The organism is Tenacibaculum jejuense (assembly GCF_900198195.1).
In the GTDB taxonomy this organism is placed as follows: domain Bacteria; phylum Bacteroidota; class Bacteroidia; order Flavobacteriales; family Flavobacteriaceae; genus Polaribacter; species Polaribacter jejuensis.
In genome coordinates this window covers 958,487-980,196 of the sequence record NZ_LT899436.1, presented here as the reverse complement: position 1 = coordinate 980,196, position 21,710 = coordinate 958,487, and the positions used below count along the sequence as shown (strand labels likewise).

16 protein-coding genes are annotated in these 21,710 nt (G+C 28.6%); 14 read left to right on the top strand and 2 right to left on the bottom strand.

From position 1 onward, the window contains the following. Positions 1 to 25 precede the first annotated feature (25 nt). From AQ1685_RS04430 to AQ1685_RS04400, 7 genes are read left to right on the top strand one after another with little or no spacing between them, the layout of a single operon-like run. Positions 26 to 3,655, top strand: coding sequence for a hypothetical protein (locus tag AQ1685_RS04430; RefSeq protein ID WP_095069819.1), 3,630 nt, complete (start codon positions 26 to 28; stop codon positions 3,653 to 3,655). A 23-nt stretch (positions 3,656 to 3,678) separates the two neighbouring features. Continuing rightward, entirely contained in the window at positions 3,679 to 4,431 is a 753-nt protein-coding gene (locus AQ1685_RS04425; protein WP_157730090.1) for an adhesin, read from the top strand. Between the two features lie 15 nt (positions 4,432 to 4,446). Next, positions 4,447 to 7,320 (top strand): hypothetical protein, encoded by a 2,874-nt coding sequence (locus AQ1685_RS04420; protein ID WP_095069815.1) that lies wholly within the window; start codon positions 4,447 to 4,449, stop codon positions 7,318 to 7,320. Next, a complete protein-coding gene (locus tag AQ1685_RS04415; protein ID WP_095069813.1) occupies positions 7,317 to 11,090 on the top strand; it encodes a contractile injection system tape measure protein in 3,774 nt (1,257 codons plus the stop codon). The genes AQ1685_RS04420 and AQ1685_RS04415 overlap by 4 nt, the downstream gene beginning before the upstream one ends. Then, a complete protein-coding gene (locus AQ1685_RS04410) occupies positions 11,078 to 12,427 on the top strand; it encodes an ATP-binding protein (RefSeq protein ID WP_095074998.1) in 1,350 nt (449 codons plus the stop codon). The genes AQ1685_RS04415 and AQ1685_RS04410 overlap by 13 nt, the downstream gene beginning before the upstream one ends. A gap of 9 nt (positions 12,428 to 12,436) precedes the next feature. After that, the gene (locus AQ1685_RS04405) at positions 12,437 to 12,826 is read left to right on the top strand and encodes a DUF4280 domain-containing protein (protein WP_075342965.1); all 390 of its coding nucleotides are present in this window, start codon (positions 12,437 to 12,439) and stop codon (positions 12,824 to 12,826) included. A 33-nt stretch (positions 12,827 to 12,859) separates the two neighbouring features. Continuing rightward, positions 12,860 to 13,105, top strand: coding sequence for a hypothetical protein (locus AQ1685_RS04400; RefSeq protein ID WP_095069811.1), 246 nt, complete (start codon positions 12,860 to 12,862; stop codon positions 13,103 to 13,105). 84 nt (positions 13,106 to 13,189) lie between these two features. Here AQ1685_RS04400 and AQ1685_RS04395 read toward each other — a convergent pair whose 3' ends face one another. Then, positions 13,190 to 14,203, bottom strand: coding sequence for an eCIS core domain-containing protein (locus AQ1685_RS04395; RefSeq protein ID WP_095069809.1), 1,014 nt, complete (start codon positions 14,201 to 14,203; stop codon positions 13,190 to 13,192). Between the two features lie 140 nt (positions 14,204 to 14,343). Between AQ1685_RS04395 and AQ1685_RS04390 the strand changes: the two genes are divergently transcribed. From AQ1685_RS04390 to AQ1685_RS04360, 7 genes are all read left to right on the top strand, one after another. After that, complete coding sequence (locus tag AQ1685_RS04390) at positions 14,344 to 14,844, top strand: GNAT family N-acetyltransferase (protein WP_095069807.1); 501 nt, start codon at positions 14,344 to 14,346, stop codon at positions 14,842 to 14,844. A gap of 85 nt (positions 14,845 to 14,929) precedes the next feature. Further along, a complete protein-coding gene (locus AQ1685_RS04385) occupies positions 14,930 to 15,856 on the top strand; it encodes a hypothetical protein (RefSeq protein ID WP_095069805.1) in 927 nt (308 codons plus the stop codon). 92 nt (positions 15,857 to 15,948) lie between these two features. After that, on the top strand, positions 15,949 to 16,806 hold the full coding sequence (locus tag AQ1685_RS04380; protein WP_095069803.1) for an FkbM family methyltransferase: 858 nt from the start codon (positions 15,949 to 15,951) through the stop codon (positions 16,804 to 16,806). A gap of 12 nt (positions 16,807 to 16,818) precedes the next feature. Further along, positions 16,819 to 17,385, top strand: coding sequence for a hypothetical protein (locus tag AQ1685_RS04375; RefSeq protein WP_231970249.1), 567 nt, complete (start codon positions 16,819 to 16,821; stop codon positions 17,383 to 17,385). 32 nt (positions 17,386 to 17,417) lie between these two features. Next, positions 17,418 to 17,876 carry a hypothetical protein gene (locus AQ1685_RS04370; protein ID WP_095069801.1) on the top strand — a complete coding sequence of 153 codons (459 nt, stop codon included), beginning with the start codon at positions 17,418 to 17,420 and terminating at the stop codon, positions 17,874 to 17,876. Between the two features lie 45 nt (positions 17,877 to 17,921). Then, the gene (locus AQ1685_RS04365) at positions 17,922 to 18,332 is read left to right on the top strand and encodes an RrF2 family transcriptional regulator (RefSeq protein ID WP_095069799.1); all 411 of its coding nucleotides are present in this window, start codon (positions 17,922 to 17,924) and stop codon (positions 18,330 to 18,332) included. A gap of 49 nt (positions 18,333 to 18,381) precedes the next feature. Further along, complete coding sequence (locus tag AQ1685_RS04360) at positions 18,382 to 19,299, top strand: pyridoxamine 5'-phosphate oxidase family protein (RefSeq protein ID WP_095069797.1); 918 nt, start codon at positions 18,382 to 18,384, stop codon at positions 19,297 to 19,299. A gap of 16 nt (positions 19,300 to 19,315) precedes the next feature. Here AQ1685_RS04360 and AQ1685_RS04355 read toward each other — a convergent pair whose 3' ends face one another. Beyond that, positions 19,316 to 21,700 carry a penicillin acylase family protein gene (locus AQ1685_RS04355; RefSeq protein ID WP_095074996.1) on the bottom strand — a complete coding sequence of 795 codons (2,385 nt, stop codon included), beginning with the start codon at positions 21,698 to 21,700 and terminating at the stop codon, positions 19,316 to 19,318. Between the last annotated feature and the right edge of the window lie 10 nt (positions 21,701 to 21,710).

Below are 21,710 nucleotides of genomic sequence, written 5' to 3'. Positions count from 1 at the left end.
TAGTTTTTAGCTTAGATTATAGATGATGAAAAGAAGAAAAGGAACTATACAACAGCAGAGAATTAATCACAAACTCCTTAATCCGGATTTTGAGATAGACGATCGTTCATTTGAAGATCTCTTAGCGTATGTTGTTTCCTATGTAGAACATATTAATTTTTATACAACAGAAAATAAAATTGATGGAAACTGGAGAAGTTTAATAGAACAAGATCCAGTAATTTACATCATTGGAATAATAAAAGAACCTATAGATAGTTTACGTTTAGAGGATAAAATTGCAGAAGAAATCGCTGCTATTTTACTGAGTTGGTACAAAAAAATAGAACAATGGTACCATACACTTCTCCATTTTAACGAAACAACTATTGCTAATAAAATAAGCAATGTATTATTAGAGGTTTTATGGGATAAAAAAGTTACTTTAGAAGAGTTTCTTGAAACTATAGAAGAAAATTACCTTTGTAATCCTTTTATAAACTCCCTAAAAAACTACACAAGTAGTCATACAAATAGAGAATTCGATTTAGAGGAAACTGCACATACCTTCAGAAAAATGGTAGTGTATATTCAAAACTTTACAAGAAAGTATTTGCATAAAACTGTTTTTTCTAAACAAAATCATATGCCAAATAATGCAATGTATATCACCTTTGCCATCTTATTTAATAAGATTCAAACACAGATAAATAGCATTGCCCAAAAACATTTGGATTTTTATTATAAAGATATTTTACTACAAACTCCGAATAAAGGAATTCCTACACAAACCGTAGTTTGTTTTGAATTATCTCCTAAATCTAAAGGAGTTTTAATACCTGAAAACACGACTCTTTTAGCTGGAAAGTTATTCGATAGCAAAAAAAATATTGTATTCGAAACCACTAAGCCACTACTCACCTCTCCTATTGTTATAGACAGTTTACAAAACTTATATTTAAATAAAAGTAACTTTATTAAAATAGGTACTAAAGAACCAACCATCGCTAATATTTTACAACATGAATTTATTAGTAACGGGAAACCACAAGTAACAGATAACAAAGGATTATTTGGTGCCGATGAAAACTCAATTGTAGACTCTGAAGTATCTCCAAAAAACACCGCAGATATAGGTTTTATTATTGGTTCTCAAGTTTTATTTTTAGAAGAAGGTGAACGAGAAATAAAGATTAGTTTTTTCTTAGAAAAAGATTCTTCTGAATTAACATTTTGGAAATTATTAAATGAAATGGCTTCTAATCAAGGATTACCTTTAGATGTTATTTTTAATGATGTTTTCGAAGAAGCTTTCAATATTTCATATACCAGTAAAGAAAAATGGATCGAAGTTAAAAGGTATTATGTGCAATTTGATGAAATTGAAAATACATTTACTATTATCCTTGAATTAGGTAATACTATGCCGCCTGTTACAATTTCTTCTGTAGAAACAGCATATACATGGCCTATGCTTAAAGTTGAACTTTCTGAATTAGCTCCAATTTATGCCTATTCTTTTTTTAAAGGCTTACAAGTAGAAATGCTGACTATAGATGTTCATGTAAGTGGTATTAAAGATTTGTCTATTTACAATAACATGGGTAAAGTTTCTTTAGGTAAACCCTTTTATGCTTTTAGCCCAACTCCTAAAATTGGAGATACACTGCTCATTGGTAAAAGTGAATTATATCAGAAAGAAATCACAGATATAGATATTATTATTTCTTGGGATAATCTTCCTTCTGACTTCGGTGGATTTGAATCATATTATAATGCATATTCACAAGAGTTTAACAACAACTCATTTCAAGTAACTGCTTCAGCTTTGTCAGATGGTTATTGGTTTCCTCTAGAAAAAAAAGATCGTGAAAAATTTTCGCTATTTGAAACTCAAAGTGTAATTAGTCCAGAAGGATATAATGAAGAAAAACTCGTAAATAAGACGAGGATTACACTAAAGGATTTAAGTAAATATCAATTAGCTCGTAATTATAAATTAACGAATCCAATTCCGTACAACATCCACACGAATAGCGGATTCTTAAAACTTTCACTTTCTGATCCAGAATATGCTTTTGGAAAAGATTTGTATCAAAAAGAATATACTCAAATAGCAACATACAATGCTAAAAACAATACGGAGTTAGCCTTACCAAATATTCCTTTTTCTCCAAAAATTAAAGGAATTACATTAAATTATACAGCAAAAGATGTCATCTATTTTAATAATGCTTACGACGGAAATGCAAGTTCTTTAAAAGGAGACTATATTCATCTTACTCCTTTTGGAAAAGAGCAAATCGTTGCAGATAGTAAAGTTTATAAAAACACATTAGTAACAGATTTTAAAGGAGAAGGTTATTTATATTTTAAATTAAAAAAAGTAGCTTCTGAAACTTCAATTTCTTTATTTTTTGATGTTAATAATTCAACACCAACTAATTTTGAAAGAGCTAATAATTTAATCGTTGAATATAAAAAAGCAGATCGTTGGGTTACTTTACCTAAAAAAAATATCATTTCAGATAGTACTCATCAATTAAGTGCTTCTGGAATTATTGAAATCTTAATTCCTCGTCTTACTGACGAAATGAATTACGACAATTTCGAACTTAGATTTGTTGCTTTACACGACGCATATAAATACCCTACTTTCAATGGCATTTATACAAATGCTGTCGTTGCAGTTTGTACGAATAACGATGAAAATGTTATTGGAAAGAAAGTTGAAGCTGGAAATATTACTAAACTAGGCAAGAAGATTGCCGACATAAAAAAGGTTGTTCAACCTCAATCTTCTTTTGGTGGAAAAACACCAACAATTCCTGAATTATTTTATACAGAAGTTAGTGAAAGAATTCGTCATAAAGATCGAGCTTTAACTATCTGGGACTATGAACATTTGATTTTACAACAGTATCATGAAATTGCTACTGTAAAATGCACTAATAAAAATGCGCAATTTAAACCTCAAGCTGGTAAAGTAACTTTAGTTGTTTTATCCAAACAATGGCAATACGATAATCACCATTATTTTAATAACAATGAATTATTCGTAATTCAACAATTCATAAAAACTAAATCAAATTCATTCATTAAGATAAACGTCCAAAATCCAACTCCAGAATGGTTATTGGTTACCTGTGTTGTTCAATTCGACATAGATGATCAAGGCGGATATTATATCGAACAATTGAATAAAGAATTAAACGAATATTTATGTCCTGTTTCCAATAAAAACAAAGAAAAAACAGTTGGAATCGGAGGCAGTATTGTACCAAGAACTTTAAAAACATATTTAGAAAACCTATCCTACATTCAATCCATTAAAAAATTAGAGATAGAACATATTATTAAAAAAGGTACCGATGATTTTTCTTTAAAAGTTTACGAAGAAAATCAAGAAATACAACCTACGTTACCTTGGTCGATGTTAGTACCTAAATTAAAACATAACATATATACTTCTTCTATTTTAGAAGATGAAACTATTGAAGAAATAGAAAGCCAGAATTTCAGAATAGGAGTCGATTATATTATTGCAGATGATCATGATTTCCCTGAGGAAGAAAATACAATTCCTACTTCAGTAATTACTCAAGAGATAAAACCTAAGGTAGTTACTATTCAAGAAAAAAAGATCGACACTATTTTAAATTTTAATATAGAATAACCATTCAACAAAATATAGAAACATTGAAAATTAAGTTATTAAACAGACAGAGCCTTAAAGTACTTTTTACCGCTGGTGCTAGACCTAAAGAAAGCAATTTCTTTAGCCTAATTGATTCGATGGTAAATAAAGTAGATGACGGGATTTCTAAAACCGAAGAAGATGGTTTAATTCTTTCTCCTGAAGGAAAAGAATCGAATCGCGTGATGAGTTTTTATCAAAATGTTGAAGATGATATACCACAATGGAGCATCGATTTAAATCAGCAAGATGATAAATCACTTTCTATTATAGCTCCGATAACAGAAAAAGAACATAATAATGTAATTGCTTTTCAAAAAACTGGAGAAGTTGGTATTGGAACTCGTAAACCTAAAACAACATTAGAAGTAAATGGAACATTAGGCACAAATACACGAGTAGGAACTTATAAAATAGCTACTGTTCCTGCAGATGGGCAATGGCATGATATTCTTACCAATTTAGATGGTTGTGTTGCTTTTGAGATTATGGCACAAGTTGGAAAAGAAAAATCTGGCAGATATGCTTTATTACACGCTCACGCTGTAAGCACATTTGGTAAATCACATCATAAAATCAGAAAAACTCAGGCTCATTACGGCTGGTTCTGGAATAAAATAGCAATTCGTTTTACAGGATCTACTTATAACTACAAACTACAGTTAAAAACAAAATCGAATTATGGTGATGATGTTGATATAAAATATCATATCACCAAATTGTGGGACACTCAAATGAACGAACTTTTTAAGTAGTAGCGTAACTATTTTATGAATAACAAAGGATACATTTCTAAAAAGAAAAAAGGTTCTAGTCTTTATGAAGAATTACATAAAGAAGCTTTGGAGATTCTTCAAAAGCTTTGTGGTGATGTATGGACTGACTATAATGAACACGATCCTGGTATAACCTTACTCGAAAATATATCTTATGCGATAACTGAAGTTGCATATAAAGCAAATTTACCTGTAGAAGATCTTTTACATTCTTCTAAAAAAGAGCCTTTAGTTTCTGGAGATAATGGTTTTTTTACCGCTTCTGATATCTTAACTACAAGTCCGATTACATTTAATGATTACCGAAAAATTTGGATTGATCGAATTCAGAATGTAAAAAACATTTGGATTTATCCTGTAGATAATTACGATAAAGAGCTAAATAATATTAAAGGACTTTTACATGTTTATGTAGAAAAAAGTAAATATCATACGAACAAAGTTCTTGAGGAAAGAGAAAATGAAAAAATGATAAATGACATTGTTAAAATTTATCATGAAAACAGAAATCTTTGTGAAGAATTATACGCTATAGAAATATACAAACCTTTACTATTAAATATAGAGTGTGAAATTGTGCTTTCTGATATGGTGGACGCTGAAGAAGCATTAGCTAATATTTTACACTGCGTAAACAATCATTTAGCGCCAGAAATTAGCTATCATTCTTTAAGCCAACTGCAAGAAGAAGGTTTATCTACAAATGAAATTTTTAATGGACCCAATTTATTAAATGGATTTATAAAAGATAAAAGTTTAAAAGAACCTCTAAATACAGTAAATATTTCTGAAGTAATTAAAGCCATTGCTACACTTCCTGGCATTGTAAACATCAATTACTTTTCGCTGAATTATCGAGATGAAAATACTCACGAAATCGTGTCGATAAAAGATCAATTTACCGTTCCAAAAAACACAACTGTAAGAGTCGCTTTTCCTTCATCAAATAAAAAATTAGTTTTCGAAAATTCTGGAATTACATTTTTACCAGATTTACAAGACACAAAAAAACAACTCTCTTTTATTCAAGCTTTAACTGCAAGTAAATTTAAAGCTGCATCTAATTCAGAAAATAATATTCCTATACCGACTGGGAAAAATTTAGATATCAATTATCATTTTCCAATTCGTAAACAATTACCAGAAATTTATGGTATTGGAGATCGTGGAATAAGTAGTAATGCAACACCACTACGACAAGCTCAAGCAAAACAATTAAAAGCGTATTTATTGCCTTTCGATCAACTGATAGTTAACTTTTTAGCACAACTTTCTAATATTTATAATTTATACGATGTTCATGGAAATGTAAGTGCATCTTATTTTACGAACACCTTACCCGATGTAAAAGAAATTATAGAATTAATAGAACCTGTTAATACTACTTTTAGCACAGAGGAAACTGCTAGATATTGGAATATTGTGACGAATGATTTAAACTTATTTTTTGATAAACATGCTTCTGAACGTTTAAATAAAATAGCAGATCAATTATTAGCTAGATATAACGAAGCTTTTCAAATGTATTCGTTAAGTAAAATCAACAAGAATAGTTATGAAGGAATTATTCCTGACGAAAGTTTCAAAAACGACTTACTTACTATTAAGCAAGATTTTGTTAGTGAATATGATGCCATAAGTTATAATAGAGGGAAATCTTTCAATTACACTTACAATGAAGTTATCGACGAAGACAATGTTGCAATAAGTTTTAGCGGAATATTTAAAAAAATAGCAATTCTTACAGCAATTCATCATACACATATTACATCGCTTTCTGAAATTGTAACCAATTCTGGGATAGATATTCATCCTAAAAAAGAGGAAATAGATATTGTTTTTCATGAAATTACAATTGAAACTCCTTTAGAATTTATTGAAATTGATGAAATTTCATACTTGGTTAAAAATAGTGAAGATGAAGAAAATCTCTTTGAAACCATGCATTATGCTGGTAGTGAAGAAACACTTTTAAATGAAGTTTTAAAAAATGGTATTGCAATTAACAACTATACCATTAAAGAAAATATAGAAGACGAAGTATATTATATTTTACATAAAGGAGAAACTACAAAATCTAACATTGCCCATATTGTTAATAGCAAAGAAGCTGCTTTAGAAACTATAGAAAAAACTGTTGAGTTTCTTACTGAAGTAAGCAGAGAAAGTGAAGGTTTCTTTGCTTTAGAACATGTTTTATTATTGCCTTCTTATTTTGAAAATCATTTTGGTTTTGAAATTGATTTATCTTTACTTGATACTACGTTAACTTGTATTCTTACACATCCTGAAAAAACAACTTTTGCTAATAGAGATGAATTTTTAGATCAGTTAATTAATGGTTTAACTTCCGAAGAATTAACTTTTAAAACAGAAACTATTGTTGGAGCATATAAACTTTCGATACAATCTGTTCATGGAAAAACAATTGCTGTTTCTAAAAATGATTTCATTACTAAAGAATTAGCCGAACAAGAAATTCAAAAAATTAAAAATATAAGAAATCAACTTCAAAAAGAAACCATAGAATCAATAACCACATGTTATGTGTATTATGGATCAGAGCGTGTTGATGAAAATTTCTTTTCTTTCCGAATGAGTTTTTTACTTCCTTCTTGGCCTGTTCGTTTTCAAAATGAAAATTTTCAAAAATTCTTTGAAAATACAGTTTACGAAGAAATACCAATTCATATTAGATCAGACATTTATTGGTTGTATTATAATGACATGCAAGTTTTTGAAACCTTTTATTTTAAATGGTTAAAACTCTTACAAATTGAAAACCCAGAAAATTCTGTTAAAGAAGAAATTAACGAATATGCTTACGAGCTAATTATTTTATTACAAAAGTTAACTACTGAAGATTGAAAAATGATCAAACACATATCATAAAAAGTCAGCAGTATCATATTGAATTAGATGATGCCTCTAAAAGTTACACCTACCAATCTAGGGTAAGTCAACTTCAAGAACATACGATTCAAAATATATTACTTAAAGTGATGGATACTTTTCATTCTCCTAAATATTTAGATCAATACGATGAAATTGTATTGGATTTGGGAAGTATTTCTGCGGCAAATTTTGATCGTGAGTTAGGTTATAAAATAGAAGAAGCTCTTTCAAATTTTTTAAAAAAGAATACATATAGCGGAACTTTACTACAAGGAAAACGACAATTTATACATAAAACATATGCAGATCGTTTCTTGTTTTTTCTTAGAAATGGATACTTACAATGGGATGTTCCATCATCTCAAAACCCGATTGTTTTGTTATCTGAAGCTTTAAAAGAAGATCGTGAAGTTTTAATTACTGATTTAAAAAAAGAAGGTAAAAAAGAAAGTATTAGAAAACGATTAATATCTCAATTACAAGATCCTCCGCTAGAAGAGTTAGTTGTTGCTATAAAGAATGAAGAAGGTGTTTTTATTAATCAATCGAGAAGAACAATTATCGATTATCAAAAAAAACATCATTTAGTCGAAACACACCAAAGTTATTTTAGAAATGCTGTTTGGGAAATTATATTAGCTTATATTTTTACAGAAGTTACAGGTTATACAAACCAGAAAAGTTTTTTAAAATATTTAATTAAAAAAGTAGCGGCAAAGTATAATATGTCCTACACTGTTTTACTCCGTAAAATTGCTTCAGGTATTCAATTAAAGAATAATAACAAAAGTGCAAACTTTGAAAAAATCATTGTGCAATTACAAGAAGAATTGACTTTCGATGATATAGTAAAAACAACATCTAAACTTAATTTTTCAGATACTTTCAAATATTTCTTAACGCATAAAAGCTTACCTATTGAAAGCGACTTTTCTTCTTTACAACATTTTAAAAGAGAAATAAATGCTTTAATAAAAGAGAAACCAACTTTATTCGAAACTATTTTCTTTTCTTTTATTCAACTAGATGAAAAAAATATTGAATTATTTATTCAATTTTTTGGAAAAGACATCCTCGATATTTTCATTAAAAAAAGTTCAAACTCGATTATTCAAAACACCATAACTTTTGTTTCAGAATTAAATCAGATTTCAACAAGTTTTTCTCTACCATCAATTACATTCCAACAACTTACAGCCAAGATAAACAGTATCATTTTACAAACTTTTATTGCTGTAAAAAATAAATCAACAAACACGATTCATGAGTTTTTAAACCAAACCATACAATCGTTTGTTATTGATCGTACTTTTATAGAAATGCTAGGCTTTTATGCTGATAACCCAATAAAAAACTCAAGAGAAACTGTACGATCATTTGTTCAAAATATAACATCACATCAATTCAAAAAGGAACAGAATAATTACAACACAAACACTGTAAACTCTAAAAAATATATTGCAAAATTATATCCGTATATAACGGAAAAAAGTAAAATTAGTTTTGAAGAATTTGAACAAGAATTTTATCAGCAATATTATCAAATATCTACATATAAATTAATCATCTCATTTTTAGAAACCTATTCAAAAAACCGAAGTACAAGTAATAATGTTCTCTTAGTATGGTTACAACAACGATTAGATGAATTAGATAAAAAAGGAGAACATGTTCATTTAATTATTTCTGAATTGATTCAGATTAAAAATATTTTAAAGTTAGATCAGAAAGCAAATACGTTAATAAAAACTATAGCAGAATCTTACACTGCTATTAAAAATAATACTAAAGCAGAACATCTCATTCAAAATGAAGATGTTTATCATACAGAACCTAGCGAAAATGTTATTTCTGAATTTGCTTACAAAGAATTAGTCTTAAGTATTAAACAATTACTATTTAATCGAGATCATAAAAACTTACAGCAAAGTATTAAAGAAGTATTAATTGTTTTTGCTAAAAAGTATCAAATTACATTGCAAGAAATTAGCTTTAAATTGATTGAAAAAAAATCTGTTTATGATATTCCGCAATTTATCACAGATACTTTAATCACTATTACACAAGAAAAAACAGCAAATACAATTGAAGAAAATAGCACACTTCAATATGCTTTAGACACGGTTCAATATTTTATTCAAAAAGGAACATTGCCTTGGTGGAATAAAAATCTCCATGTAAAAGAATTACAACAAATCATCAATCAAGTTTTACATTTTAAACCAGAGTTTTTCAGCAAATGGTTTCAAAATTCTTCTCATAAAAAATTAGTTTTTGAAGTATTAACAGATGTAAGCTTTGAAATATTTATTAGCCATAGATATTCTTCAAACACAAAAGAGATCTTTGAATTTAAAAAGCTAATAGAAGTCGTATTACAAAAAGATATTTTTGGAACTAGAATTCTACCTAAAAAAATTGGTAAAAATATAAATGCAATACTTTTTGTTTTTCTTGAAAAACATCAAAACTTTCAATTAACTGCATTAATTGAATTTGTGACGGAACAGATTACACAAACGATAACATTATCAAAAACGGATTTTTATCAATTAGTCTATTATCGAATAGAAGATCAGAAATCAACCTCATCAATCTATAAGAAACTTGAAGAAATTCTAGACAATAAAATTCCTGATATAGAAAGCAAATACGAGAATGAATTCATAAAATTAGAAAACAATACTACTTGGGATTCAAGTAAATTAGAATCAAAAGCAGAGAAAATCATTTCTATTTTTAAATTAATTCATAAACAAAATCCTAACGAACTTTATTTTCATTTAAAGAGAAAATCATTTAGATCTTTATTTGTTGAAGAAGTAAATGCTAAACAACAAAAAACACTTTTGCTTTCATTATTTTCTCTAGCAGATCAATCAAAATTAACTACAGTTTTTGAAATTTTTAATCAACTTAAAAAACATATTTCTGTTCTTAAGTATCAAAATCTTTGGAGATTTTTCATCAATAAAGTTATATTAAAAATTGCTTTAGATGGAACACAAAATTGGTCAATTCAAAACTGGAGTCTTTTACTTTTCAGTAGTTTATCTACTTTAGAAAACAATACTATTGATAAAGATGACATACTTGAAAAAATAGTTCTAAGCAATAATTCTATTTCAGAAAAAATACATGCAGAATTAAGCGTTTTATTTGAAGCAAATACAAATATTGAACAAAAAGAAAATAGAGATTTCAGAAGATTAACTTCTAAAAAAGAACGCTCTATGGAAGGTGCTGTTTACATTGAAAATGCTGGAATGATAATTTTAGGTCCATATATCCCAATGTTATTTTCTCGTATGGGATTAACAGAAAATAGAATTTTTAAAGATGAAGCCAGTAAGCAAAAAGGAATGTATGCTTTACAATACGCTGTTACAGGAAATACTAACCCCGGCGAACATTTACTACTCTTAAATAAAATAATTTGTGGTGTAGATATTTACGAACCTTTAGGTCCTGAAATTTCACTAACAGATGATGAAAAAAATTTAATCGACAGTATGCTAAAAGCAATAATTCAACAATGGAGTACTTTAGGTAATACTTCTGTTGAAGGATTAAGAATGTCTTTTTTGATAAGACCTGGAAGCATTATAGAAGAAGAGAAAAAATTTGTTCTTGTGGTAGAACAAAAATCATTTGATATGCTTTTAGATCATATTCCGTGGACTATCGGACAATTAAAGTTAAACTGGATGGAAAAATTATTGGAAACGATATGGAGACAATAGCAAAAACAACACTTACACTTCAACAAGATATCAATTGGTTAGAAACTGTTATTGAAACGGGGTTAGCTTTATATTTTAGAAATGAAACTCCATATAATAATATTAAAGAAATTGGTTTACCGTATATTGAAGAAAATGATAACACAGGTTATGCTCAAATCTTAAGAAAACATAATTTAAGTTTTGAAGAACGATTAATCTTAGTAGTTACATTAGCTCGCTATATTAAACCTCAAAGTTTAGATTTATTTCTTTTGAAAAATAAATCTATAGATGCTAATTTTTCGGAATTTGGTGGATTAAAAGATGAGAGCCAACATGGTTTTATTCCTACTTTAGAAACGGTTTGTTTTTTACTTGGCGGCGCTGATGATATTTCTATTCGAATGAATTTTATGAGCTTTATTTATGAAGAAAACTCATTGTATAAAGAAGGAATTTTAAAAGCTCAAAATTTTCCTGTTTTATTAAATGAACCTTTAGTTTTATCTGAGGAGTTTTTAAGTTTATTAATTACCCATAAAAAACATATTCCAAAATATAACTCTAAATTTCCTGCTGAAGAAATTACAACAAAATTAAATTGGAATGATTTAGTATTAGAAATAGCCACAAAAAACCAATTAGAAGAAGTAAAATTATGGCTTAAACACAGTCAGTTAATTCTAAAAGATTGGCAACTCAATAAAAATTTAAAACCAGGATACCGTTTATTGTTTTACGGACCACCGGGAACTGGAAAAACTCTTGCTGCGACATTATTAGGAAAATCTATTCAAGCGCCTGTTTTTAGAATTGATTTGTCTATGATTGTTTCAAAGTACATTGGTGAAACTGAAAAAAACCTTGGTCAATTGTTTGATAAAGCTGCATCTAAAAACTGGATTCTATTCTTCGATGAAGCAGATGCTTTGTTTAGTAAACGAACAGATACAAATTCATCTAATGACAGACATGCTAATCAGGAAGTAGCGTATTTATTACAACGCATAGAAAGTTTTGATGGTTTAGTCATTTTAGCCACTAACTTACAATCCAATATTGATGAAGCTTTTTTAAGGCGTTTTCAAAATACAATTCACTTTACCAAACCAAAATATCAAGAGCGAAGAACCTTATGGAAAAATATGCTTTCTAATACTTTTGAAATTGACGAAGGAGAAATTGTTTTGGATGAAATTGCTAAAAATCACGAATTATCTGGAGGAGAAATGCTAAACATACTCAGATATTGTGCAATAAAAGCAGCAGAACGAGGAGAAAAGAAAATTAATTATAAAAATATAATGACTGGTATTAAAAGAGAATATCAGAAATCTAATAAAACTCTTAATTAAAATTAAATTATGGCAAATTTAGCGTGTAGTGGAGCATCTATTTCATGTTCTTTCGGATCAGCATCGTCAACATTTACAGTATTACCAACAAATATGGTAAACTCTGATAGTATGCCTTCTGCTACAATTAACGATTATATTCCATTAGTAAATATTTTATCGTTTGGTGAATGTTCATCAACAACAAATCCAACAGTTTCATCTGTAATTGCATCTAGTAGTGGTGCTACAACAACTGCTCCATGTGTACCGTGTACTGTAACACCATGGACACCTGGAATTGCTGATGTATTTATTAATAACATGAATGCTCTTGATGATGGAAGTACCTGTAAATGTCTTTGGCTAGGTTCAATATCTTTTGATAATGCCGGTGAAGAAGACGTAGATATCTCTTAAAACAATTATTACTTAAAAAATTATAGTGCTCCTATGCAAAAAACAATGTCTTATATTTCTAAAATTGTAGATAATCCTTATATCAAATTAATTACTTCAATTGGTTTAATCATCATTGGAATTGAACAAATTTACAAAGCAGATGTACTCCATATGAAAGTTCACTGGAAACATGGTGTTGGTTTTTATGGTATTCTTATTTTAATTGAGGCTTTATTTAAAATTATAAAAGGTGTTGTGAATGCATACCGTTGTAAGTTTACAAAGGTGGATGAATAATCACTTTAACATCCTACATAAAAAAGACCAAGAATTTCATATTTACATCTCGGTCTTTTTATATTATTTTCAAAACTAATAAGTCTATTGCATTATAGCATTTATAAATGCAGCTGCATTATTGTAACTTACTCCTGTTCTATTATCTCTTACCGCAACAAAAGCTAAATGATTCCCAGAATGTAATTTAACTTCATTAGCATCATCTTCATTTGTTAAAAAATCATTACCAGTAACATAATCTGTACCGCCAGGTATACCATGAGCTATGAGTGCTCTTGGAACGACTTGACCTGTTAAAGCAGCAGTTATTCTATATTGAAGAGTAAACCTGTTTCCATAAACATCTGCTCCCATTCTAGTTTTATGTGTGTAAAAACCTGCACCTAGTATACCTCCTCCCCAAGCATTTTCAACTTGACGAACTCCATCAGTTACTAAACTTACTGCAGAATCTTGACTTGTATTATGATACACTGTAGTTCCATTAGCACACACTGCAGCATTCCAATCTGCTACCTGACGCTGTACAGTTTTACTTTGTACTGTACTCTTTTGAACCTCATTGGATTTCTTTTGTGTGATCGATTCTGCTCTAGCTCCCATTATATCTGCTTCTCTCTCTAAACCTTGATCATCATTAACAAGAGTTTTTCCTTTAAGTTGAGTTGTTGGCTTAACTCTACCCTGTTTTTGCTGTACAACATGCCATGCTTCGTGAGCTAAATGACGTTCTTGTCCGGGAGCAATATGAATATTATTACCTTGTGCAAACGCATGCGCTTGTAATTGTGCAGGTTCAGATGAATTGTAATGTACACGTGTATCGCTCATATCGATTCCAGATAAAGCTTCTATTCCTGACTTTAACTGATCTGGTAAACCTGTTTTATTCTCTGCTCTTTGTACTGTTGCATCTTGAATTGCTTCTGATTTCTCTTTTTGTTGAACAACTTTAGCGCTATTATCTACATTCGATTGTAATTCCGTAAACTTTGCAGAACTTGATCTATTATCCTTTAATTGAGCTGTTTGCTTTTTTTTGTTTGTACTGTCTTTAGTAACAGCATTTTCTTTTATACTATCGTATGAATGCATTATTGCAGGAGGTTGTGGTTAATCACAATAAAAATATCAATTTTTATGGAATTAAAAAGATTTAAAGTGTAATATTTTAAACTTATCATTAGTAATATTAATGCTATTTTTAAGTATTTTCATTTTCTAAAACTTATGAAATGAATATTTCTTTCAAACGAATTACACCTCAACAAACAAATTCTGTTTTAAAGCTATTTAAAGAAACAGCTGAAAAGATTCATCAAAAAAATATAAATCACTGGCAATACTGGAAAAATCCACCTATTGAAAAAATTAATTGGGTGAAAGAAGGAATTCAAAATGAAGAATTCTTTTTCATTGAAAATGGAGATGAAAATATGGGAATGGTTAGAATTATGACTAAAGATACTTTGTATTGGGGAGAACAAGAAGTTCCTGCAAAATATATTCATTCATTAGTAATTAGAGAAAAATATAATGGTAAAGGATTAGGTGCTAAAATTATTCAGCAAATTAGTGATCAAGCTAAAAAAGAAAACTATAATTACATCCGTTTAGATGCCGATAGTAATAATAGTAAACTCTGTAGTTATTATGAAAATTTAGGTTTCAAAAATGTAGGAACTAAAAAAGTAGCCTTATCTACAAATACGCTTTATGAAAAGAAGATTAGGTAGGTGAATTTGCACTGAAATTGTTATGTTATCAACAAAGCTTTAATAAAAATTAATCTTAGTATTTTTATCCAAAAATCATCTAAAAATGAATAACCCCATAGTTATACTTTGTGTTGTAATTCTAATTTATTTCGTCATTGCTACATACAAAAAAAGTAAAAAAAAGCATCGACGAAAATACTCTTTAGGTTTACAATCTGCTGAAGAAATTGAAAATTGGATAAAAAATAAAAACTATGATCAAATAGAAAATTATATTCTTAAACAAGATTTGAATGATATCACTCAAATTGTAGATCATTTAGCTTTATCTCTTAATGAAGAGGATATTTTGACTTGGCATACTAGCGAGAATACCGATTTTTCTAGACTTACTTTAGGTGTTTTTTACTTACACTTAGCATGGATTGCTAGGAGTCATAAATTAGCAAAAGATGTTTCTGAAAAAAATGCAGAAAGTTTTTTCGAATATTTAATAGAAGCTAAAGAAATCTTCAGTGAAATTCCTGAAAACTCTTTTTTTACTCCAGAATTAAACGCAAGAAAGATTCGTTTGTATATGAGTTTAAGTAATAGTCATTCTGCAACTAATGCCTTTCATAAAGTTTCAAAAAGTAATCCAGAATTAATTTGGCCTTATTTACATTACACAGAATTTATTCAACCTAAATGGGGTGGTGATCTGGAAGATTTATTAAGTTTTTATGAAAATTTACCAGATCATTTCTTAATTCGGTCTATAGTTGAACTAAAACTTATTATGGATTCAATTATTATGGATGATAACTATTTCAAAAAATACAATACCAATATTAACCATTTTGCTCACGATAAAGTAATAGCAATAGACAAAGAATTTGATAGTACAAATATTACTTCAGTTCACAAATACATTTTATTTAATTATATGGAAGCAGTGTGTGAACAACTAAGCCTTCATAAGCTTCAAAAGAAATACAAACGTTTAATGGACAATAATTATACGATTTATCCATACGGTTTAATTCAATAAGCACTTTTTCAGAAGTATTACTTAAACGTAAGTAACTCTCAGGTTTATCATTTTAATTACATTTACAATCCTAAAAAGAAAGCATAGTTATAGTGAGTTTATTTAACTATATCAAAAGAAAATTAAAGAAGAAATCGATAAAGAAAACTTTTAAAGAATATAGTTATGAAATAAAAGATTTTCAAGTACCTCAATTTGGTCATATTCGATATGCACAATGGTTGCATCCTTTAGAGAAACCTAAAAAGATTTCAATAGAAAACATCAATTTTTACAAGTCTATTACAACTAAAAACAGTTTTATTATAGATATTGGCGCTCATACCGGAGACACTACAATTCCTATGAGTTTAGCAGTTGGTAAACAAGGTAAAGTTTTAGCTATAGAACCTAATCCTTATGTGTTTAAAATTTTAAAAAAGAACACTGAACTTAATCCTAAAACAACTGCTATAATTCCAGAATGTTTTGCTGTTACAGAAAAAGAAGGAACATTCGTTTTTAACTATAGTGATGCTTCTTTTTGTAATGGTGGTTTTTTGTCTCAAATACAAAAAAAAGAACACAAACATAACTACACACTAGAGGTTCAAGGAAAAAATTTGAATAATTATTTAACTCAAAAATATATTACTGAGCTTCAACAATTAAGTTTAATCAAAATTGATGCAGAAGGTTATGACAAAGAAATTTTAAAAACTATTCCAGACATTTTAAACACTTATAAACCTGCATTAATGGTAGAATGTTATCGATATTTAGATCAAGGTGAAAGAAACGATCTTTTCGATACTTTATCTAATCATGGTTATCTTATTTTCTCTATTGAGAATTTTGAAACTTTAGATACTTTAAAAGAAATTAAACAAGAAGATATGATGCATAAAAAACATTTTGAGATTCTTGCTTTACATCAAACTAAAAAAGATCACTACAAATTTCTGAATTAAATTACTTTGAAAGTGACTCTCCATAAAAATCATACATTAAACTCTACTGATAAGTTAACGCTTTTAGCTAAAGAATTAAATATTCATTCTTGGAATGAATTAACCTCGTTTATTGCAAATTTACCCTATGGTAGAAATGAAAATAGATATGATTTTTCTTTAGTTTTATCTGAAAAAAAAGGAAGTTGTAGTTCTAAACATGCACTTTTAAAAGCTTTAGCAGATGTAAATCAGATTCCTAATGTTAGTTTGATCTTAGGAATTTATAAAATGAATCATAAAAACACTCCTGGTATTGGAAATGTATTAGTAGAAAATAATCTAGACTTTGTACCTGAAGCACACTGTTATTTATCTATACAAGAAAAACGTTTTGATTTCACATCTAGCTCATCTTCAATTATAAGGATTGAGAATGATATTCTTTCAGAAATTGAAATCACTCCAAATCAAGTTGCAGAATACAAAGTTCAGTTTCATAAAGAATATATGAAAAACTGGATTAAAAACAATAATATCCCTTTTGATTTTGAAACCGTTTGGAAAATACGAGAACAATGTATTTATAACTTATCTTAGTAATTAATTATATTTATCATAATTAAACTGTTATGGAAATAATTATTACAAAAGGAAAAGATCGAAATACCTTAACATGTCAAAGAGAAAACAAGACTTTTACAAGCTATAATTTAGGTCCGAATCTTCCAAATCATGATATAGCTCATTATGTCATCGAAAAAAAGTTTCAATTCAACAAAGGTTTTTACGGTAATATAAAATCAGGAATGTCTATTGAAGAATTATCTGATAAAGAAATTATTAAAAACTTAGAGCAAGAAGCTTTATTAGCTGAAATCATGACAAGAAATTTACAAGCTATCGGTTCTGGTGCCGCTAAAATTGATGACTATATTTCTTTAGTTACTTGGGAAGCAAATAATTTAAATAATGTTCAAATACCTGAATTAAATCTTAAAATTATTGAAGAGTTAAAAATAGAATTTGATCATTTATGTACTCAATGGGAAGCCATTTCTGAAGGAGATCAATTGAAATTATCTTTTTAAAATAATTATAGTATTTTTAAACTGTAATATTTTAAATTACATTAAATGGTAAAAAGCAGCCTATCCACTTCTTTACATATAATGACACTTCTAGCTATGTTTCCTGAAAAATGGATTTCTTCAAAAATAATGGCAGAAAGTATTCATATAAATTCTGTTTTAGTACGACAAGAATTAAGAAAATTAAAAGAAGCCGAATTAATTCAAAGTAAAGAAGGTAAAAATGGAGGAGTAAAACTTATTAAAAATGCTAGTGAAATTTTACTCGCTGATGTTTTTAAAGCTATAAAAAAAGATGATCATGTTTTTGAAATAAGAAGTGAAACTCCAGATAAAACTTGTAAGGTTGGAAAAAAAATTAACACTAAACTTAATAGTTTATATCAAGAAATTGACAATGCTATTCTTTTAAAATTAGAAGAAACAACTTTAGAAACTTTTAAAAATAGTTTCTAATTTTTTTAATTAAAACTGTAATAAAAATAATTACACTAAAAACAATAATATGAGACAGCCATTTCATAAAGGTGAATTAGAACTTCAAAAAAAATATAAAGCTTATCATCCACCTAAATTAGTAGAACGTTTATTAAAAGATCATATCCTAAATGAGCTAATTCCATTTATAGAACAACAAACCACTGTTATTATTAGTACTACAGATGAAGAAAATCATATTTGGACATCAATGATTATTGGCAATAAAGGTTTTATTAAAGTTCAAAATCCAAAACAGTTAGACATATTTTTAAATAAAACCCAACGTAATGAAAAAGATATTTTTTTAACGAACATACCAACGAATACTAATGTCGGTTTATTATTTATCGATACTGCTTCTCGCACTCGATATAGAATGAATGCCAGTGCTGAAATTATAAATGATACGATTATATTTTCTATAACTGAAGCCTATCCTAATTGTCCAAAATACATACAACAACGCGTATTATCAATTTCAGAAGAAAACACAAGCGTTAAAAGTGAACAAACTACAGGAACTATTTTAAACGATTTTCAACGAAATTGGATTACTAATGCTGATACTTTCTTCTTAGGAAGTGTAAATAAACATGGTAATATGGATGCTTCTCATAGAGGCGGACCAAAAGGTTTTATTCAGCTTTTAGAAAATGATATCTTAAAAATCCCTGATTATATTGGTAATAATTTGTTTAATACTCTAGGTAACTTCTTACAATGCCCTAAATCTGGATTGTTATTTATTGATTATGAAAATGGAAATGCTTTACAATTATCTGGAAGTACAACATTAGTTTTAGATCAAGAAAACACTGAAGATTTAGAAACTACTATGGGAACTGGACGATACTGGTTGTTTAATCCTGAAAAATGGATACAAACCAAAACATATTATACAGCAGATTGGGAGTTTATTAGCTTTTCTCCTTTTAATCCTTAATGGTTTGGCTTTTTCATTACTTTGGTAAAAATTCTAATTTGTTTTCTGATTTTTGAATCTCTTCTTGATTCAATTTCATTTTGATATACTTTCCTTCAAGATATTTTTGTGCTTGATCTTTATAATAAGGACTAAATCTATTTCCACTCTGTCCTGTTGGTAAGATTGAAATACTATTTTCTATATCTGAAAAATCGATAACTCTTCGAGTTGACGGACCTCCAACTACTGTATAAATACCTGAAGCATTTAACCTAAAAATATGATTATTAATTACCTCGTTTCCTCCATTCGTTTCAAATGGCCCAACATTAAAAAACTTACGTAATAAACCTCCTGCTTTTCCTATAGGATGTTCGTGTTCTACAGATAAAACTCTTTTCCATTTCCAAGTATTAAGATCTGTTCCTAATTGCTTCTCTAAAAAGGCAACCGCTTCTTTTAATGATGCTGTTACAATCTGTTTCTTATCTTCTTTTATTTCTTTTGTATTTATGTTATCCCACCAAACCGAAGCTTCTCTATTCATTTGAATAGCAATCATTTTCTTCTGCAATGGTGCACCATCTAAAAACTGTAAAAAAGCTTTTTCTCCTAGTTCATCTTCATAGGTATTCTCTAAAAACTGATAAATAAACTTTGTATAAATTGTTGGAGCCACACTTTCTTTATAATAGTTACCATCCCAAGCTGTTAAAAATTGAACCGCTTCTTTTTCTTTGGTATTTAAATCGTTTTCAGAAATACTTTTTAATGCTGTATGAATAACTTCTTTAACAACTAAAGAGTTAACATTATTCATCATTTTTGAAACGTCTTCCTTTGTAAATTTTTCTTTTTCTTCAATATAAGTTACAATACGTTTTGCTCTATCTTCTGGTAAATAATATCCTGGGTATAATTTTCCTGCTACAGAATCTGGCTGATTGTTTGCAGAATACACATAACCCCAATCTGGATTTATTGCTTGAGGATTTTCTCCAAAATTCAAGAAATTAATAATCTCGTCTTTTCCTGTAGTTCCATCTAAATAAACTTTGGTGTTTAAACTATCTCTAAACTGATATAATTTAGCGGCTCCAAACCAAGCGACGTTATCTTTTGCATCTCCGTACATTACATTTAAACCTGGAGCGTGAATTTTAGAAACTCCCCTTTTAAATTCACTTAAAGAATTCGCATGTGACATTTCATAACACACATCTAACAACTGATTAGGTAAATGTGTATAAATCCACTTCATTGCTATTGGACGTTCATCTTGAATTTGTTCTACAATATCATTCATGATAGGACCATGCTGACTTACTCTTACTTGATAAGTACTGTCCTTCTCTTTCTTAACCTTTATTGTTCTTGAATACGTTTTGTAATTTTTATATCCATCAACAGTTTTATATTGATTTTGATTTTCCGGATGGTCTTTTTCTATATAAAAATCAACATCGTCATTTTCTAACATTGTTAATCCGTAAGCATAATTTCTATTGTGTCCTAACAAAGGAAAAGGAGTTAAAGCTAAATTGAATCCATACAATTCAAAATCTGGTGTTTTAATATGACTTTGGTACCATACAGAAGGTTGAGAAAAGTTAATGTGTGGGTCATTAGCGAAAATAACTTTTCCATTTTTAGTTTTATTCGGTCCTAAAACCCATGAATTACTCCCTATAAAACTAGGCACTGGTAACTTTTCGTAAATTTTATTAATTGCCGCAGTCATTTGAGCTTGTACAACAGGTTTTCTTGCATTTTTTATCAACTGACCATGTTCCGTTTGAATGCCTAATTCAGTCAAATAATCTGCTCCTAAATTCTGTTTAATTTCGTTTAATAGCGGGTCTGTTTTATGTGCTGCTGCGAAACTAAAAGCCATATAACCGAAAACATTATACATGTCTTTTAATGTATATTCTTCTTTTTCAATCCCCACTAAATGAAACTCTAACGGAGTAGTTCCTTCTTTTATAAATTGATTAATTCCTTTTAAATAGGCTAATGCTAATTGATAAGCTTTAGAATTCTTATCTAAATTATGAATTGTTTTTGCTGCGGCTTCTTCAATACCTAAACTTCCAAAAAACTTATCTGTTCTTATTAATTCTTTACCAAAAATTTCACTTAATCGTCCAGCAGCAATTCTTCGAACAACTTCCATCTGCCATAGTCGATCTTGAGCATGTACATAACCAAAAACTTGGTAAGCATCTTCTTGATTCTGAGCGTTAATATGAGGTACTCCTGCTTCATCATAAAATACAGTTACTTTATCTTTTAAACCCTCAAAAGAAATTTCTCCTTTGTAAGTAGGTTTTTGAAGATTACTGAAAATAAAATATCCTAAAACAAGTAAGGAAGTGATTATTAAAAGAAAAAAAACAAGTTTTTTAAGTACTTTCATTCGTGCTGGT

Excerpts from the sequence above, each read along its gene's own strand:
- AQ1685_RS04355 (WP_095074996.1), bottom strand. The coding sequence starts at position 21,700 with ATGAAAGTACTTAAAAAACTTGTTTTTTTTCTTTTAATAATCACTTCC.
- AQ1685_RS04360 (WP_095069797.1), top strand. The coding sequence starts at position 18,382 with ATGAGACAGCCATTTCATAAAGGTGAATTAGAACTTCAAAAAAAATAT.
- AQ1685_RS04410 (WP_095074998.1), top strand. The coding sequence starts at position 11,078 with ATGGAGACAATAGCAAAAACAACACTTACACTTCAACAAGATATCAAT.
- AQ1685_RS04405 (WP_075342965.1), top strand. The coding sequence starts at position 12,437 with ATGGCAAATTTAGCGTGTAGTGGAGCATCTATTTCATGTTCTTTCGGA.
- AQ1685_RS04395 (WP_095069809.1), bottom strand. The coding sequence starts at position 14,203 with ATGCATTCATACGATAGTATAAAAGAAAATGCTGTTACTAAAGACAGT.
- AQ1685_RS04430 (WP_095069819.1), top strand. The coding sequence starts at position 26 with ATGAAAAGAAGAAAAGGAACTATACAACAGCAGAGAATTAATCACAAA.
- AQ1685_RS04365 (WP_095069799.1), top strand. The coding sequence starts at position 17,922 with ATGGTAAAAAGCAGCCTATCCACTTCTTTACATATAATGACACTTCTA.
- AQ1685_RS04400 (WP_095069811.1), top strand. The coding sequence starts at position 12,860 with ATGCAAAAAACAATGTCTTATATTTCTAAAATTGTAGATAATCCTTAT.
- AQ1685_RS04420 (WP_095069815.1), top strand. The coding sequence starts at position 4,447 with ATGAATAACAAAGGATACATTTCTAAAAAGAAAAAAGGTTCTAGTCTT.
- AQ1685_RS04390 (WP_095069807.1), top strand. The coding sequence starts at position 14,344 with ATGAATATTTCTTTCAAACGAATTACACCTCAACAAACAAATTCTGTT.
- AQ1685_RS04385 (WP_095069805.1), top strand. The coding sequence starts at position 14,930 with ATGAATAACCCCATAGTTATACTTTGTGTTGTAATTCTAATTTATTTC.
- AQ1685_RS04370 (WP_095069801.1), top strand. The coding sequence starts at position 17,418 with ATGGAAATAATTATTACAAAAGGAAAAGATCGAAATACCTTAACATGT.